Source organism: Nocardia sp. NPDC051981 (genome assembly GCF_040680715.1).
Lineage (GTDB): Bacteria > Actinomycetota > Actinomycetes > Mycobacteriales > Mycobacteriaceae > Nocardia.
This window is the reverse complement of record NZ_JBFAXK010000009.1, coordinates 21,375-37,535: the sequence shown is the minus strand read 5'-3', so window position 1 is coordinate 37,535 and position 16,161 is coordinate 21,375. Positions and strand designations below refer to the sequence as shown.

14 protein-coding genes are annotated in these 16,161 nt (G+C 70.0%); 6 read left to right on the top strand and 8 right to left on the bottom strand.

Annotated elements, in window-relative coordinates; genetic code table 11:
• Positions 1-234: 234 nt before the first annotated feature.
• The 5 genes from AB0L60_RS17920 to npt form a co-directional block, all read right to left on the bottom strand.
• Positions 235-969 (bottom strand): SDR family oxidoreductase, encoded by a 735-nt coding sequence (locus AB0L60_RS17920; protein WP_364614701.1) that lies wholly within the window; start codon positions 967-969, stop codon positions 235-237.
• A gap of 186 nt (positions 970-1,155) precedes the next feature.
• On the bottom strand, positions 1,156-2,049 hold the full coding sequence (locus AB0L60_RS17915) for a LysR substrate-binding domain-containing protein (RefSeq protein ID WP_364614698.1): 894 nt from the start codon (positions 2,047-2,049) through the stop codon (positions 1,156-1,158).
• 75 nt (positions 2,050-2,124) lie between these two features.
• Positions 2,125-2,520 (bottom strand): ester cyclase, encoded by a 396-nt coding sequence (locus tag AB0L60_RS17910; protein WP_364614695.1) that lies wholly within the window; start codon positions 2,518-2,520, stop codon positions 2,125-2,127.
• 149 nt (positions 2,521-2,669) lie between these two features.
• Positions 2,670-3,623, bottom strand: coding sequence for a tRNA pseudouridine(55) synthase TruB (gene truB / locus AB0L60_RS17905; protein WP_364614692.1), 954 nt, complete (start codon positions 3,621-3,623; stop codon positions 2,670-2,672).
• Positions 3,623-4,297, bottom strand: a complete 675-nt coding sequence (gene npt / locus AB0L60_RS17900) for a 4'-phosphopantetheinyl transferase Npt (protein WP_364615236.1) — start codon at positions 4,295-4,297, stop codon at positions 3,623-3,625. The genes truB and npt overlap by 1 nt, the downstream gene beginning before the upstream one ends.
• 303 nt (positions 4,298-4,600) lie before the next feature.
• On the opposite strand from npt, the gene AB0L60_RS17895 reads away from it, so the two are divergent.
• Genes AB0L60_RS17895 through AB0L60_RS17885 form a run of 3 tightly spaced genes read left to right on the top strand, consistent with a single transcriptional unit; the run spans position 4,601 to position 8,327 of the window.
• On the top strand, positions 4,601-5,080 hold the full coding sequence (locus AB0L60_RS17895; RefSeq protein ID WP_364615233.1) for a (2Fe-2S)-binding protein: 480 nt from the start codon (positions 4,601-4,603) through the stop codon (positions 5,078-5,080).
• Positions 5,077-6,084 carry a xanthine dehydrogenase family protein subunit M gene (locus AB0L60_RS17890; RefSeq protein ID WP_364614689.1) on the top strand — a complete coding sequence of 336 codons (1,008 nt, stop codon included), beginning with the start codon at positions 5,077-5,079 and terminating at the stop codon, positions 6,082-6,084. Before AB0L60_RS17895 ends, AB0L60_RS17890 begins: the two co-directional genes overlap by 4 nt.
• Positions 6,081-8,327 (top strand): xanthine dehydrogenase family protein molybdopterin-binding subunit, encoded by a 2,247-nt coding sequence (locus tag AB0L60_RS17885; RefSeq protein ID WP_364614686.1) that lies wholly within the window; start codon positions 6,081-6,083, stop codon positions 8,325-8,327. The genes AB0L60_RS17890 and AB0L60_RS17885 overlap by 4 nt, the downstream gene beginning before the upstream one ends.
• A 67-nt stretch (positions 8,328-8,394) precedes the next feature.
• Here the strand turns inward: AB0L60_RS17885 and AB0L60_RS17880 are convergent, their stop codons facing one another.
• The 3 genes from AB0L60_RS17880 to AB0L60_RS17870 form a co-directional block, all read right to left on the bottom strand.
• Positions 8,395-9,351 carry a metallophosphoesterase gene (locus AB0L60_RS17880; RefSeq protein WP_364614682.1) on the bottom strand — a complete coding sequence of 319 codons (957 nt, stop codon included), beginning with the start codon at positions 9,349-9,351 and terminating at the stop codon, positions 8,395-8,397.
• A gap of 85 nt (positions 9,352-9,436) precedes the next feature.
• Positions 9,437-11,833, bottom strand: coding sequence for an Ig-like domain repeat protein (locus tag AB0L60_RS17875; protein WP_364614679.1), 2,397 nt, complete (start codon positions 11,831-11,833; stop codon positions 9,437-9,439).
• A gap of 27 nt (positions 11,834-11,860) precedes the next feature.
• A complete protein-coding gene (locus tag AB0L60_RS17870; RefSeq protein WP_364614676.1) occupies positions 11,861-13,543 on the bottom strand; it encodes an Hsp70 family protein in 1,683 nt (560 codons plus the stop codon).
• A 49-nt stretch (positions 13,544-13,592) separates the two neighbouring features.
• On the opposite strand from AB0L60_RS17870, the gene grpE reads away from it, so the two are divergent.
• The 3 genes from grpE to AB0L60_RS17855 all read left to right on the top strand — a co-directional run bounded on the left by grpE (position 13,593) and on the right by AB0L60_RS17855 (position 16,134).
• On the top strand, positions 13,593-14,117 hold the full coding sequence (gene grpE / locus AB0L60_RS17865; RefSeq protein ID WP_364614673.1) for a nucleotide exchange factor GrpE: 525 nt from the start codon (positions 13,593-13,595) through the stop codon (positions 14,115-14,117).
• A gap of 63 nt (positions 14,118-14,180) precedes the next feature.
• Entirely contained in the window at positions 14,181-14,969 is a 789-nt protein-coding gene (locus tag AB0L60_RS17860) for an SDR family oxidoreductase (protein WP_364614670.1), read from the top strand.
• Between the two features lie 19 nt (positions 14,970-14,988).
• Complete coding sequence (locus AB0L60_RS17855; protein ID WP_364614667.1) at positions 14,989-16,134, top strand: Rieske 2Fe-2S domain-containing protein; 1,146 nt, start codon at positions 14,989-14,991, stop codon at positions 16,132-16,134.
• The last annotated feature ends 27 nt before the right edge of the window (positions 16,135-16,161 follow it).

The window sequence follows — 16,161 nt, the reverse complement described above, 5'->3', positions numbered from 1 at the left end:
TTCGGGCGGTTTCCAGCAGGGTCGAAGCTGCGGGATCATCGAATGACCCAGCCGGAGAAGGAGTTCGGAGGCCGCGAGTAGCCACAGCCTCCTCACCCCCGAGGCCGGTAATGGATGGGCCCGTTTCGCCCCTCTCCAGGGTGAGCCGATCCGACCCGAAGGGCATGAGTACTCGGCTACTCGAATCGACGCGTCGGCAATCAGGCAGCATCCGGAGAACCACCGGCGCCGAGATCAGACGAGGCGGTGCCCGCCGTCCACGTGCAGGACGGTGCCGGTGACGAAACCGTTGCCGATGACCGAAAGCACGGCGGCCGCAATGTCGTCCGGTCGCCCCAACCGCCTGGCGGGCAGCTTCCCCGCCATGGCCGCCAGCCGTTCCTCCTTGTCCTCCCAGGGCATGGACTCCCAGATATCGGTCAGCACCCAGCCGGGCGAGACCGCGTTCACCCGGATCGGGCTCAGCTCCACCGCCAGCGCCCGCGTCAACCCTTCCAGCGCGGCATTCACCGCCGCCACCATGGCCCCGCCCACCGCCGGGCGGTAGGCGGCGATCCCGGAAATGAAGGTGAGCGAGCCGTTCTCCGTCAACCGCGCGTGCTTGGCCAGCAGCATCGACCCGATCAGCTTGGTCTCGAGAAAGCCGCGCCCGTGCTCGAAGTCGAAGCTGGCGACGGGTCCGTACGCCCCGGCCAGATCGGCGGCGGTGGTGATCACATGATCGACGGTCCCGACGGTCTCGAACAACCGCGAAACCTGTTCCTCGTCAGCGACATCCGCGACGACGGCACTCACCTTCCCATCCCCGAGCTCCCGCACGGCGTCGGCCAGCCGCTGCTCCGACCGGCCGACGATGATCACCTCGTTGCCCGCCGCCAGCAGGGCGTCGGCGATCGCCTGGCCCATACCGGAGCCGCCGCCCACCACGACCGCCCGTCCGACCTGTGTTCCGAATCCGTTGTCTGTCATGCCATCAAGCAAACCGGCGGCGCACACCCCGCGTCCACGACGCGCGGTCGAACAGCTGTGAGGCGCGGGCTAACACCGCAGGCAGGCCGCGTGTGTCAGGGCTGGAACGCCGCGAGCACGGCCGACGCCCTCGCCGGCGGTCGCCGCCCGGATCGTTCTCGAAGTCGGGGCCCGGGCGGGTACCGGTCAGCTGGAACCGAGGCGGAGACCGCCGGCGAGGGCGTCGGCCATGGTGTGCAGCAGGGGGTTTCGGGTGCTGGTGCGCCAGGCGGCGGCGTAGGTGATGACCAGGGGGCGGGGTTGCAGCGGCCGCCAGACCAGGCCGGGGACCGTCGCGGTGCGGGCGGAGCCGACGCCGATGGCCCCGGGGCGGAGCGGAAGCAGCTGCAGCATCTGGGCGTGGCTCATGGCGCTGTCGCTGAGGACGACGGTCGCGCCGCGCTCGCGCAGTTGCGACATCACCGAGTCGTGGACCTCGGGGGCGGCATCGCGGGCGAACATGATGAGCTCGTGGTCGCCGAGGTGCGCCGGCTCCACCGAAACCGCTGCCGCGAGCGGGTGTTCGCGGGACATGACGATACCGAGCTCCTCGTCGGCGATGGGGGTGCAGGTGAGGTGATCGGCCAGCCGGACCGGCATGCGCAGCACGGCCAGGTCGACCTCCTCCCGATCCAGCAACCGCGCCTGGTCGCCGCTGGTACCGGTGGACAGCGCGATGCGCACCCCCGGCTGGCGGGCCTTGAGCAGCGCCTCGAGCCGTCCCGGCAGCCAGGCGGGGGCGCCGTTCACGATGCCGAGACGGAACACCGCATTGCCGGGCTGGGCGACCGCGCGGGTCTCGCGCAGCGCGGTCTCGGCCGCCTCCAGCACATTCCGGGCCGTCTTCAACAGCACCTCACCCGCGGCCGTCAGCTCCACGCCATGACTGCCGCGGATCAGCAACGGTCCGCCGACCTCACGTTCGATGGCGCGGATCTGCTGGCTCAACGTCGGAGTGGAGATGAACAACCGCTCCGCCGCACGCCGGAAATGCAACTCCTCCGCCACCGCCACGAAGTACCGCAACTGCCGCAATTCCACCCTTGAAGAGTAGGCGGCCACGCGGCTGCGCGAACAACCCGCCGGGCACCCGAATCGCCGCGGAATTCGGGGGCGCTACGCCCAGCCCGGGCTCGGGGCGGGGGAGGTGACGGTGGCCCAGCGTTCGGCGATGCGACGGCCCTGGAAGCGCCACAGCACGAAGCCCTGGAAGCTGAGCGGCTGCCCGGTGGCGCGGTCGGTCCAGCGCCAGATGTTGCGGCACATCACCCGGTCGCCCTCGGCGAGCATCTCCACCACCGTGACGTGCAGGTCGGGCATGGCCTCGTACATGCCGAGCATCATCTTCTCGTCGCCGATCAGGTCGGTGGGGCGGCCGCCGGGACCGTCGTGGTCGACGAAGTCGGGGGTCATATTGCGGTGGATGACAGCGGCATTGCGCCGGTTCACGAACTCCTCGAAATGGTCGGCGACGAACTGCTTCATGGATTCGAGGGAGAGGTCGGTGGGCATCTTCGCCTCCTCTGCGCGGCCGGGCGACCCTCTCCATGGTGCGCCCGGTCGCCCACGCGGCGTGAGGGATTGGGCAGCGCGGTGTCGGCGATTGGGCAGTGCCATGCCAGAAGAGATCGGTCGGCGCCACGCCAGAAGACCGGGCCGCCTCAGAGATTCGCGGGGCGGACCACCATGACCGAGGAGGCGCGTTTGCCCGATTCCTGGAGCAGCGCGATGGCGTGCCCCTCGGGATCGACGGCGGCGTAGACGCCGGGCAGGCCGATCGGGTCCAGCCAGCGGCCGTTGCGCAGGTCTTCGGCCTGGGCGGCGGTGATGTCGCGGGCCGGGAAGGCGGTGCGCACGGCGGTGTCGATGTCCAGGCTCAGCAGCGGTTCGCCCGCCTCCGCGGCCACGGCCAGCTGGTCCAGAGTGCGGGCGTGCTCGAGGGTGAAGGGGCCGACGCGGGTGCGGCGCAGCGCGGTGAGATGGCCGCCGACACCGAGCTTTTCGCCGAGGTCGCGGGCCAGCGCCCGGATGTAGGTACCGGAGGAGCACTCCACCTCGACGTCGAGATCCACGAATCTGGTTGTGCCGGTGTCGATATCGCGGCGGGCGAGGACGTCGAAGCGGCTGACGGTGACGGGGCGCGCGGCCAGCTCCACGTCCTCACCGGCGCGGGCGCGCGCGTAGGCGCGTTCGCCATTGACCTTGATGGCGCTGACGGTGGCGGGCACCTGCTGGATGTCGCCGGTCAATGTGGCTATGTGCGAGGCGATCTCGGCGTCGGTGAGATGCCCGGCCGCGGTGGTCGCGGTGACCTCGCCCTCGGCGTCGTCGGTCACGGTGGACTGCCCGAGCCGGATGGTGGCGGTGTACGCCTTGGTGGTCAGGATCAGCTGCCCCAGCAGTTTGGTGGCCCGTTCCACACCCAGCACCAGCACCCCGGTGGCCATCGGGTCGAGGGTGCCGGCGTGCCCGACCTTCTTGGTGCGCAACAGCCTTCGGCTCTTGGCGACCACGTCGTGGCTGGTCCAGCCGCCGTCCTTGTCGACGATCAGCAGGCCGCCGAAGGCGTCGACCAGCGGCGGCAGCTTCTCGCGCTTGGCCTGCACCGCGCCCATCAGGACTCCACGATCGCGGTCAGGATGAGGCCGTCGCTGATCAGCCAGCGGCCGTCGAACGAGGTCAGCGGACTGCCGCCATCGGTGACCGAGCCGGGGACGAGCAGCTCGGTGTGGAAGGTGCCCGCGCCGCCGCCCGCGGACTCCTCGTCCACGGTGAAGGTGATGTGCGCGTCCTCGAAGCCCAGCCACCGGCCGGTGAGCGGGAACCACGCCTTGTAGGTGGCCTCCTTGGCGCAGAACAGCAGCCGGTCCAGGTGCAGATCGGTGCCGGGCAGGACGGTCCGCAGCCACTGCCGCTCGGGCGCCAGGCTCACCGAGTCCAGAACGCCGTCCGGCAGCTGACCGTGCGGTTCGGCATCGATGCCGATGGACCGGAAGCGCAGTTTGTGGCCGAGCGCGGCGGCCCGATAGCCGTCGCAGTGGGTGAGGCTGCCGACGATGCCGCGCGGGAACACCGGTTCACCGGTGCCGCCCTTGCCGATGGCGACGGCGGGCTCCCCCAGCCGGGCCAGCGCCTGCCGGGCGCAATAGCGCGCGCCGATGAAGTCCCGGCGCCGCTTCTCGACCGCGCGGGCAATCAGGTGCTCCTCGCCGGGATGCGGTTTCAGGTCCTCCGGGTACGCCGTCAGTTCGGCCGTGGCGACCCCGTTGGGCAGAATCCTGCCGAGTATGCGCGCCGACTCCGTCGCCGCGACTGCCCGCTCCTCGATGACCCGCCTCCTGCTCGCTTCCGGCACTGTCGAATCGAGCCTACCGGGCAGGCGCCGGCGGCTCCGCCGGTCATCCGGGAGCACTCTTCGCCGGACACCGCCGCGGGTCCGTTGCTAGGCTTTTGCCAGCTCATATCCAATCCGCAGTCCGCAATCATCGCGGCGCTCCCGGCGAGTCCGCGAGGCAGGAGGCGCGATATGACCGTCGAACCATCGAAACGGATCGGCCCCGCGCCGGCCGGGTTCATCGGACCCACCCGCACCATGACCACCCTGCGCGTCAACGGCCACGACCAGTACACCGTGCTCGAACCCCGCACCAGCCTCCTGGACGCACTGCGCGAGCACCTGCACCTGACCGGCACCAAGAAGGGCTGCGACCAGGGCGCCTGCGGCGCCTGCACGGTCTGGATCGACAATCGGCGGGTGCTGGCCTGCCTGACCCTGGCGCTGGCCGCCGAGGGCCGCGAGATCACCACCATCGAGGGCGTGGCCGACGGGGACCGGCTGCATCCGGTGCAGCGGGCGTTCCTGGCGGCCGACGGATTCCAGTGCGGCTACTGCACTCCCGGCCAGATCATGTCGGCCATCAAGTGCATCGAGGAGGGCCACGCCGAATCCGAGGCCGAGATCGCGGAGTGGATGAGCGGCAATATCTGCCGGTGCGCGGCCTACCAGAACATCCGGGAGGCCGTCTGCCGGGGCCGGGACGCCCTGCGGCGCGAGGAGGGTGAGCTACCGTGAAACCCATCTCCTACGCCCGGCCGACCACCGTCGAACAGGCGGTGAGCACCGTGACCTCCAGGCCCGCAACGGTTTTCGTGGCGGGCGGCACCACACTGGTGGACCTGCTGCGCACCGGCGCGCTGGAACCGGACAATGTCGTGGACATCACCTGGCTGCCGCTGGGCGGAATCCAGCACACCGCCGACGGCGGGCTCCGCATCGGCGCGCTCGCCACCATGAGCGAGGTGGCGGCGGAATCCGGTGTGGCCGAACGCTATCCGTTCCTGTCGCAGGCGCTGCGCCAGGGGGCGTCGGCGCAGCTGCGGAACATGGCGACCATGGGCGGCAACCTCATGCAGAAGGTGCGGTGCTCGTATTTCCGGGATCCCGCCAGCGCCTGCGACAAGCGCGATCCCGGCTCGGGCTGCGATGCGATCGACGGGTTGCACCGGGGGCACGCGGTGCTGGGGACCGGACAGCGGTGCTTCGCCACCCATCCCTCGGATGTGGCGGTCCCGTTGACTGCCCTGGAGGCGACGGTCACCGTGTGGGGTCCGCGCGGGGAACGCACGATCGACTTCGACGACTTCTTCCTGCTGCCCGGCCGCACCCCGCAGCTCGAGCATCCGATCGCCCCCGACGAACTGATCACCCGCATCGATGTGCCCGCACTGCCGTTCGCCCGCAACTCGCACTATCTGAAGGTGCGCGACCGGGAGTCCTACGAGTTCGCGCTCGCCTCGGCGGCGGTCGCGCTGAGCGTCGCCGACGGCACGGTGCTGGATGTGCGGATCGGGCTGGGCGGTATCGCGACCAAGCCGTGGCGGGCCCGGATCGCCGAGCAGTTGCTGATCGGGGTGTCCGCGACCCGCGAGAACTTCGACAAGGCCGCGGCGACCGAAGTGCAGGGTGCGGACACCTCGCATCCCATGAACGCGTTCAAGGTGGAACTGGCGCGGCGGACGCTGGTGCGGGCGCTGGAAACGGTGTCACCGCAACCACTTTCGGGAGCGACGCGATGACCGCCACCGCGGCCCGGCCGCTGATCGGGCAGGGATTCGATCGGGTCGACGGGCGCGCCAAGGTCACCGGGGCGGCGCAGTACACCGCCGAGGTGCCGCTGCCCGGGCTGGCGCACGCGGTGATCGTGGGCGCGCGGATCGGAAGCGGCACAGTGCTTTCCATCGACAGCGGGCCCGCGCTCGCGGCGGGGGCGGTCGCGGTGTACACGCACGAGAACCTGCCGAAGGTGGCGGCCATCCCGTCGCAGTGGCCGTCCGGCTTCGGCGGGCCCGCGCCCGGGCAGACCTTCTTCCCCTTGCAGGGCACCACGATTCACTACTACGGCCAGCCGATCGCCGTGGTGGTCGCGGATACCTTCGAGTGCGCCCAGCACGCGGCCGAGCTCGTGAGGGCCGACTACGACGTGCGGCAGCCGCTCATCCGGCTCGAGGACGGGCGCGACGCGCAGTATCAGCCGAAGACAGTATTCTGCGGTCTCGTCCCGGCCGTGCAGTCGCGGGGGGACTTCGAGGCAGCGGCCGGCGCCGCGGTCCACACCGTCGACGCCACTTACCATTTCGCCGCCAACCACCACAATCCCATCGAGTGCTCGGCCACCGCGGCGAGCTGGGACGGCGACACCGTCACCGTGTACGACGCCACCCAGGGCGTGAGCGCCACCCAGGCCACGGTGGCCGCGTACCTGGGCATCTCGCCCGCGAATGTGCGAGTGGTCGCGCACTACGTGGGCGGCGGCTTCGGCGCCAAGGCCCTGATCTGGCCGCATGTCACGCTCGCGCCCATGCTCGCCCGGGAACTGGGCCGCCCGGTCAAGGTGGTGCTCACCCGCGAGCAGATGTTCTACGGCACCGGATTGCGGGAGGAACAGGAGCAGCGGGTCACGCTGACCTGCGACGGCGAGGGGACCTTCACCGGGCTGCGGCACCACAAGCTGTCCGTCACCTCACCGTTCGACGACTGGGCCGAGGTGTCGCTGGGCGTGGCGGGGCAGGCGTACGCGATTCCGCATTGGGACGGGCAGTATCGCCTCATTCGAGGCAATCTCATGTCGCCGACGTTCACGCGCGGGCCCGGCGAGGCCTCCGGCATGCTCGCCATGGAGTGCGCCGTCGACGAGCTGGCCGCCGACATCGGCATGGACCCGATGGCCTTGCGGTTGCACAATCACGCCACCATCGACCCGGCGAGCGGGCATCCGTGGAGTTCCGACGGGTACGCCGAATGCGTGCGCACCGCCGCCGGACGCTTCGGCTGGTCCATCGAGAACGGGCGTGGTGCCCCGCGCGCCGACGGTCACTGGCTGCTGGGCTGGGGCATGGCCACCGCCGGATACCCGGTGTACGAGCCGGGACAGCCGCAGCGCGCCCATGCGCGCCTGCTCGCCGACGGGGCGCTGATCGTGCAGGCGGGCACCCAGGACTTCGGCACCGGCGTGGCCACCGCCATGGCGCAGGTCGCCGGGGACGCCCTGGGCGTCGAATTCGACCGCATCCGAATCGATATCGGCGACACCGACTACCCGAACATCGCGGCGGCCGTCGGATCGATGGGTGCGGGCATGATCAGCGCGGCCGTGCACACCGCGTGCACCGATCTGCGCGGGCAGTTGATCGCGCTCGCGGTCGGCGATCCGGACTCGCCGCTGCACGGGCGGATCGCCCCGGAGATCGAGGCGCGCGGCGGGCGGCTGCGGGTGCGCTTCAATCCCGCTGTCGGCGAGAGGTATTCGGCACTGCTGGCCCGGCACCATCTCACAGACCTCGAGACCATCGGCACCTGGCACCCGCCCACCGGCGATCTGCCGTACGGGCGCATCAGTTTCGGCGCGCAGTTCGCCGAGGTGGCGGTGGATCCGGAACTCGGGCTGGTCCGGGTGCGGCGCATGGCGGGGGCCTTCGCGCCCGGCCGGGTGCTCAATGCCAAGCTGGCGCGCAGCCAGGTGCTGGGCGGCATGAACTGGGGGCTGTCACAGGCGCTGCTGGAGGCGACGCTGCCGGACGCGCGCACCGGCGCGTGGGCCAATCCGTCACTGCTGGAATATCTGCTGCCCGTCAACGCCGACGCGCCGGAGGTCGACATCTCCTTCGTGGAGGTCAACGACGCGATCGTCAACCCGCTGGGTGTGAAGGGGCTCGGCGAGCTCGGCATGATCGGCGCGGCCGCCGCCATCGTGAACGCGATCGCGCACGCGACCGGTAGACGCATCCGCGAGTTCCCGGTACGCATCGAACACCTGCTCTGAAAACCGGTGTCCCACTGGTGAATCGGGCCGGCCGGCGCGGCAAGCGGCCGGCCCGATTCACCGGGTGTCAGGCCAGACCGCGGCGGCGTTCGGCGGCTTCCTTCATCTTCAACGCGGCGGCCTGCATTTCGGGGGTGATCTTGAAGTGGCCGCCCCACTCGTTGAGCGTGTCGCCGTAGTCGGGGACAGGGAGGATCTGGCGCAGGAGTTTGTCGGGGAGGCCGCGACGCTGCCATTCGCGGGGGTAGCCGAGGGAGACCTCTTCGAAGCGGACGCCGTCGTACCAGGTGGTGCGGGGGATGTGGAGGTGGCCGTAGACCGCGCAGACCACGTTGTAGCTGGTGTGCCAGTCGGAGGTGAGGTCGGTGCCGCACCACAGGGAGAACTCCGGGTACCACATCATGTCGACCGGCTTGCGCAGCAGCGGGAAGTGGTTGATCAGCACCAGTGGGGTCTCGGCGGGCAGGGCGTCGAGGCGGCGCTGGGTGTACTGGACGCGGGCGTGGCACCAGGCATCGCGCGTCAGGTACGGCTCGGCCGAGAGCAGGAACTCGTCGGTGGCCACCACATTGCGGTCCTTGGCGATGGCCAGGCCCTCGGCCTTGGTCTTCGCACCCTCCGGCAGCCAGGAGTAGTCGTAGAGCATGAACAGCGGGGCCAGGGTGACCGCGCCGCCGAACTCCTCCGCGCCCGCGCCCTCCCACACCGGGAACGGGTCCTCCGGTGTGACGACGTCCACATCACGGCACAGCGAGACCAGGTAGTCGTAGCGGGCGGCGCCGTGCATCTGCACGGGATCCTTTGCGGTGGTCCACAATTCGTGATTGCCGGGCACCCAGATGACCTTGGCGAAGCGGCCCCGCAGGGTCTCCAGGGCCCAGCGGATGTCATCGGTCTTCTCGCCGACGTCACCGGCCAGGATGAGCCAGTCCTCGGGGGAATCCGCGCGGATCGCCTCGACCACCGGTTTGTTGCCCTGATGACCGACATGGATGTCGCTCACCGCCATCAACTTCGGAATCACCCAGCTCCGCCTCTCTGTTCGCGACCGGTCCTCGCAGCAACAGACCCGGCCCCCACCAGATTCCCATGCGGGGCCACAGCGGTTCTCAGCGCACCCAGCGAATCCGGGCGTCCGGGCCGAATCCAGCGGCGACAGTGAGAGTTCCGGTGGCATCGCGCCGGCAGGAAGCCACGGCGACATGACAGGGCCGCGGGATCTCGGACGGGATCCGCACCCCGCCGTCGATCTCGTAGCGCATATTGGTGACCTTCCACCGGCGCGCCCGGGGATCCTCGGGATCCACCGGCGGAGCGTCGGGGCGGGCCACCACCATCACCTCGGTGATGCCGATCGGCCATTCGAAGACCAGCAGCCCGCGCTGTTCGGTCAGGCTGCGCACGCTGGGCATGCCGCTGGGCCGGTCGCCATCGGGCCCGCCACCCGCGGCATCCGGCTCGCCGCCGTGGGCCGTACCGCGGTCCGAATCCCCATCGGACCGGGCCATTTCGGAGGCCCGGCCGGAGACGGACGCCACCACCCCGTACACCGGCGCCGGACCGGTCGGCGCCCCGCCGTCCTCCAGCGCGGTGCCGCGGGTGCGGCCCACCACCCGCCACGACCCGTCGGCCAGCAACCGCGTGACCCGATACTCCACCTGCGTGGTCCGCGACGGGAGCCAGGTGATCACCACCGTCCCGTCCGGCTTGCGGCTCACCGTCACCGTTCCCGGCGCGCCCACCTGCAATTCGGCCAGCGCCGCCAGCGCCTCGGCATGGTCGGCGCACACCTCGAGCACGGCCCGCACCGCCTGCATGCGCAGTCCCGGATCCAACGGCAGCGCCTCGAACAGCCGCCCCGCCTCCATCACCGCCGCCCGCGCCCGCCCGATCAGCAACTCCCGGCCCGCTCCCCGCGGATCGGGATTGGGCACGTCCGCCGCCCGCCGATCCAGGAAATCCAGATGCTCGCCCAGCGCCTCCACGAACCGTCGCCCCGCACAACAGGACACGGCCGCCCGCCAGTGCACGGCCGCCTCCGCCAGCACCCGCTCGACCTCTTCCCCCACCGCCCGCACCGACCGCGCACCCAGACCGTCGTCCCCGACCCCGCGTCGCGCATCGGCGACGAATCCGGCCGCCTCCCTGGGGCGTCCCGCCCGCAACGCGGCCCGCGCCGCCCGCAACGCCGCCTCCCACGGCCGCCCCGTACCAGCCCCTGCCGCCTCGCCCGTATAGGGCGTCCGCTGCCACTGCGCCGCCTCCGGCGCCTCTCCACGACCTCGAGCAGGTACGCCACCGCCCGAGTGCCGTTGCCCGCCACCGGTTCCCGGCGAGTCGCCGGTGCCGGAGGCGGCCGGACCCTCACCCTGAGGGCTGCTCGCGGGGTTGCGGCCGAATTCGCTTCCGGCGGACGCGCCGGTCCCCGACGGAGCACCATTCCCCGTCGAGCGGGTCGAAGTCGTTGTGGCGGAGCTGGTCTGCGCGGGACCACCGGGGCGGGACGGGGCGGCGAGGTGTTCGCGGCCTTCGACGGTGGTGCCGAGTTCGTCGGTGAGGGTGATGAGGATGCGTTCGGCGGCGGCGCGGTCGAGGCCGGCGGCGATGGCGACGCCGAGGAGGTAGTCGAAATCCGCTGCTACCAGGAGGTCTTCGACGAGTACGGCGGCGCGGACCTGGGGGCGGAGCTGGTCGGTGACCGTCTCGGTGATGGCGAGGAGGTAGGCGTCGACCATGGCGCCACCGGGCTCGAGCAGGTCGCCGATATGGATGAGGAGTTCGTCGAGGACGACACGGATCCGGCCGGGCGGCAGTTCGCGGGTGCGGGCGCGCAGGGCGCCGGCGCGCAGGCGGATCTCATTGGTGTGGTGGGCGGCGGCGAATTCCATGCCGAGCAGGGCCAGCAGGGTGGGAACCGGATCGCCGGGAAGCAGGCGCTCGTATTCGGCGAGGAGCGCGCGAATCTGCCGGCGGCGTTCGGAATTCAGGGCGGGCACGGCGGACGGCGATGCCGGCGCGGGCGCCTCGTCGATGATGCGGTGGCGGCGTACCCGGGCGGCGATCTCGGCCACGGTCAGCCCGCCCATCCGGCCGATGTCCTCGAGGCCGGGGATCTTGGCAGCGGGAATGCCGCCGTGCCGCGCCGCCAGCCGCTCGATGGCGGCGTCGAGCATCTCGTAGCGCTCGGCCTCCCGCCGGGCCCGCAACTGCGACACCCGATCGGCCTCGACGAGCCGGGAACCGGTGTGCAGCAAGGGTTCCGAGAGTTCGGCGTGCGCGTCCACCAGCAGCGCGGCCAGCACCCGGTACTTGGGATGATCGCGCAGCTTCTGCCAGAACGCCCAGACCGCCTCGACCCGCGCCGCCACCTCGGCGTCGCTCAGCCGCGCGGCCTCCGCGAGTGGAATGTCGTACAGCTCGAAGGCATCCGACTCACCGAGCCCGCCCCGGCGTTCGACGGCGGCGAGGACGCGCTTGCGGTAGTCATTGGAATCGAAGGCATGCATGGCTTGTCGTCGGACAGCGTATACCGGTCAGGAGTTGCGGCGGCGGGTGCGCTGCAACTGATCCAGTTCGCGCTCCACATCCGCCTGCGACAAGGTGGCCCCGGTCTGCACCGAAAGCGTCAGCGGCAGATCGGCATCCACATGGTAGGCGGTCACGTGCAGCACGCCGTCGAATCCCATCTCGAAGGTCACCCGGACTTCACTACCCTCCGGATACCCGGGTGGAATGTCCCGAATCCTGCCCTCCACCAACACCTTCGTGTCCTCGGGCCGCGTCGACGCCGCCTGCCCCTGCTGCTCCACGATGGTCAGCTCGATCTGGTCCTGGTCCGCCCGGACCGTCCCGTAGGACCGCCGCACGCGAATGGGCAGGGTCTGATTGCGATGCACCAGCCAGCTGGCCGCCAGCCCGTTGAACGGATCCAGAGCCAGCACTCCGAAGCCACGCGACACCACCGTGTCCACCTGGATCTCGATCATGCGGCGCACCAGGCTCACCGGCTGCCCGAACGAATCGGCCACCCGCGCCAGCGAGGCCTCCAGATCAACGGGATCCGCCTCACGCAGCCCGGCGCCGTCGCGTAGTCGCCCGCGGGTCACCAGATCCGCGGCCACCAGCCGCTCCATCTCCAGCTTCTCCCCGTAGAGCGCGGCCCCGCGCGCCACCGACAGATCCGGATCGCGCAGCTCACCGATCAGCCCGAATTCCTTGTGCAGCTGCTCGGCCACCACCGGCATCCGCGACGAGCCGCCCACCAGCAGCAGCCGATCCACCTGCCGGACCCCGCGCTGCCCGGCCGCGGCCAGCACCGCCTTGGTGAGATCCACCGTGCGCCGCATGAGCGAAGCGGTCATGGCCTCGAGTTCGTCGCGGGTCAGCGGGATCACCGCCCGCGCGCCGTCGTGCGCGATCACCACCTCGGTGCTGTCGGCGGTGGTGAGCTCGCGTTTGGCCTGCTCGGCCGCCAGCACCAGCAGCTGCGAGCCGACCGAATCGTCCAGGGGGTCTTCGGCATCCGGATTGGCGGCGCAGAACCGCTGGGACAGGTGCAGCGCCAGCCGCTCGTCCCAGTCCGCGCCGCCGAGCTGATGATCGCCCTCCACGGCCAGCACCGAGATGCGCCGGTCGGCGAGTTCGATGACGGTGGCGTCGAAGGTGCCGCCGCCGAGGTCGTAGACCAGCACGGTCTCACGCGCCGGCGACGCGCCGATCTCGATGCCGCCGTCGAGCCGCCCGAAACCGTAGGACAGCGCCGCCGCGATGGGCTCGGACAGCACGCCCGCCACCTCGAATCCGGCGTAGGTGCCGGCCTGGATGGTGGCCCGGCGCTCCTCGTCGCCGAAGTAGGCGGGCACCGTGATCACCACCCGCCGCACCGGTTCGCCGCCCGCGAATTCGGCATCGGCGGCAAGGCTTTTCAGAATGAGGGAGGAGACGGCGGGCGCCGACCACAGCTGCCCGTGCGCGCCGAACCGCCACTCCGCATCTCCCATGCGGCGTTTCACCAGCGTGCACACGTGATCGGGATCGAGGCGGGCCTGCCGGCGCGCGCCCTCCCCCACCACATGGTCGGTGGCGGAGGCGAACAAGACGACAGACGGGACGGTCGGTTCCCCATTGAGCCCGATCAGCACCTCCGGCCGGCCGTCTGCATCAATTGTCGCAATTGCCGAATTCGTTGTGCCCAGATCGATTCCATAGACCCCCACGACGGCGATGGTAGCAGCCGGGACCGACTACCGGGTCTATCGTTCGAGCATGACCGATCCAGCCCCGGCGGCCACCCTCCCGGCCCTGCCCGCAGTGCCCGCCCCGACCGACCTACCGGCCACGACGCTCGACCGCATCACCGAACGCATCGACGACCTGGCACGCGTCATCGCCCGGCAGGCCGCCACCATCGAGCGACTGGCCGACGAGGCGAAACTGAAGATTCGCGACGAGCGCGCCGAAACCGACGCTCCTCTGATCCGCGACCTGTTCGCCCTGCACGGCCTGGCCCAGACCTTCGCCTCCACCACCGATTCGGAGCCGGACCGCCAGGGCTTCGAGACCATGAGCCGCCGGGTCGAGCGCATGCTGGCCGAGCGGGGCGGTGAGCTGGTCACGCCGTTCCGGGGCACGGACTTCGATCCGGACACCATGGAGGCCGCGGAACTCACCGACACCGACGATCCGGCCGCCGACCGGACCGTGGAGTCGGTCATCCAGCCGGGGCTGACGATAGGAGATCGGTCCATCCGGCCCGCGAAAGTCGTTGTGCGCCGGTATCGCAGGGCCTGACCGGCCCCCGTCGCCCGAAACTGACACTTGTTACAGTAAGCACAAGTGCTTAACCTCGGGCTCATGACCTATTCCGCCGCCACCGCGATCGTCACGGGTGCCGCCTCCGGCATGGGGAGAGCGCTCGTGACCCGGTTGCTGCAGCGCGGCGCATGCGTCTATGCCGTCGACCGCGCGGTGGCGGGCCTGGACTCCCTGGCCGCGAACAGCGCCGGCGACCTCACCACCATGGTCGCCGACGTCACCGACCGCGAGGCCCTCGCCGACGTGGTCGAGCGAGCCGTCGCCGAGCACGGGCGGCTCGACTTCATGTTCAACAATGCCGGCATCGTGGTCGGCGGCGATTTCGCCAAGATGACCGACATCGCCTGGAACCAGATCGTCGACGTCAACTTCTGGGGCGTCGTGCACGGCACCCAGCTCGCCTACGCGCGCATGCTCGACCAGGGCGGCGGGCACATCGTCAATACCGCCAGCAGCGCGGGCGTCCTGCCGGTGGCGCGATCGGTCGCCTACACCGCCACCAAGCACGCCGTGGTCGGCCTGAGCACCGCGCTGCGCGCCGAGGCCGCCGAACGCGGCATCAAGGTCAGCGTGGTGCTGCCGGGCGTGGTCGACACCGGCATCTTCGACAGTGCCGTGAATCTGCCCGGCTACGACTACCGCGCCTCCATCGACAAGCTGCCCTTCGCCAAGGTGAAGCCGCTCGCCGCCGCCGACGCGATTCTCGACGGCGTCGCGAAGAACAAGCAGTACATCAGCTTTCCCGCCTACAACCGCCTCATCATCGGGCTCAACAGGCTCCTGCCCGACGTGATGGCGCCGATCATCAATCGCGGAGGACGCACATGAATCAGCGCGAAGGACGCCCATGAAACAGCACTATCGCAGCATCGATGTCGGCGAGCCGATGACCCGATTCGCCCGGGGCTGGCACTGTCTCGGGCTGGCCGAGAGCTTCCGGGACGGAAAACCGCACTCGGTCAACGCCTTCGGCACCAAACTGGTGATCTGGTCCGACAGCAAGGGCGAGCTGCACGCCCTGGACGGGTACTGCCGGCACATGGGCGCGGACCTCGCCTACGGCAGCGTCAAGGACGACAATATCGCCTGCCCTTTCCACGATTGGCGCTGGCGCGGCGACGGTAAATGCGCCGCCATCCCCTATGCCCGCCGCGTTCCGCCGTTGGCGCGCACCAGATCCTGGATCACCTGCGAGGAGAACGGGCAGTTCTTCGTGTGGAACGATCCCGAGGGCAATCCGCCGCCGCCCGAGGTCGCCATCCCGCACATCGAGGGCATCGACACCGACGAGTGGAGCGACTGGGACTGGAATACGCTGCTCATCGAGGGCGCGCACTGCCGCGAAATCATCGACAACAACGTCGATATGGCGCACTTCTTCTACATCCACTACGCGTACCCGGTGTACTTCAAGAATGTGTTCGAAGGGCACGTCGCGACGCAGTTCCTGCACTCCAAGGGGCGGCCGGACGTGCACGCGAAGTCGAACTACTCGCAGGAGATGTCGCTGTTGCGTTCGGAGGCTTCGTATTACGGGCCGTCCTACATGATCAACACCCTGCACAACGACTTCGGCGACAACACCGTCGAGGTGGTGCTCATCAACTGCCACTACCCGGTGACGCACAATTCCTTCGTCCTGCAGTGGGGCGTGAGCGTGCAGCGCATCGAGGGCCTGCCACCGGAGAAGTCGGAGAAGCTGGCCAAGGCGTTCGGCAAGAGCTTCGGCGTCGGATTCCTGCAGGACGTGGAGATCTGGAAACACAAGACCCGCATCGACAATCCGCTGCTGACGCAGGAGGACGGCCCGGTCTACCAGCATCGTCGGTGGTACGAGCAGTTCTATGTCGATGTCGCCGACGTGAAGCCGGAGATGACCGACCGGTTCGAATACGAGGTCGACACCACGCACGCCAACGAGAATTGGCAGGCCGAGGTCGCCGAGAACCTCGCACGGCAGGCCGCCGCCCAGACGAACGGCGCGCTCGACTAGCTCCGGGGGTGGCCGGGGCACACTCCG

Excerpts from the sequence above, each read along its gene's own strand:
- AB0L60_RS17875 (WP_364614679.1), bottom strand. The coding sequence starts at position 11,833 with ATGCATGCCTTCGATTCCAATGACTACCGCAAGCGCGTCCTCGCCGCC.
- AB0L60_RS17910 (WP_364614695.1), bottom strand. The coding sequence starts at position 2,520 with ATGCCCACCGACCTCTCCCTCGAATCCATGAAGCAGTTCGTCGCCGAC.
- AB0L60_RS17860 (WP_364614670.1), top strand. The coding sequence starts at position 14,181 with ATGACCTATTCCGCCGCCACCGCGATCGTCACGGGTGCCGCCTCCGGC.
- AB0L60_RS17920 (WP_364614701.1), bottom strand. The coding sequence starts at position 969 with ATGACAGACAACGGATTCGGAACACAGGTCGGACGGGCGGTCGTGGTG.
- AB0L60_RS17885 (WP_364614686.1), top strand. The coding sequence starts at position 6,081 with ATGACCGCCACCGCGGCCCGGCCGCTGATCGGGCAGGGATTCGATCGG.
- grpE (WP_364614673.1), top strand. The coding sequence starts at position 13,593 with ATGACCGATCCAGCCCCGGCGGCCACCCTCCCGGCCCTGCCCGCAGTG.
- AB0L60_RS17895 (WP_364615233.1), top strand. The coding sequence starts at position 4,601 with ATGACCACCCTGCGCGTCAACGGCCACGACCAGTACACCGTGCTCGAA.
- truB (WP_364614692.1), bottom strand. The coding sequence starts at position 3,623 with ATGGGCGCGGTGCAGGCCAAGCGCGAGAAGCTGCCGCCGCTGGTCGAC.
- AB0L60_RS17855 (WP_364614667.1), top strand. The coding sequence starts at position 14,989 with ATGAAACAGCACTATCGCAGCATCGATGTCGGCGAGCCGATGACCCGA.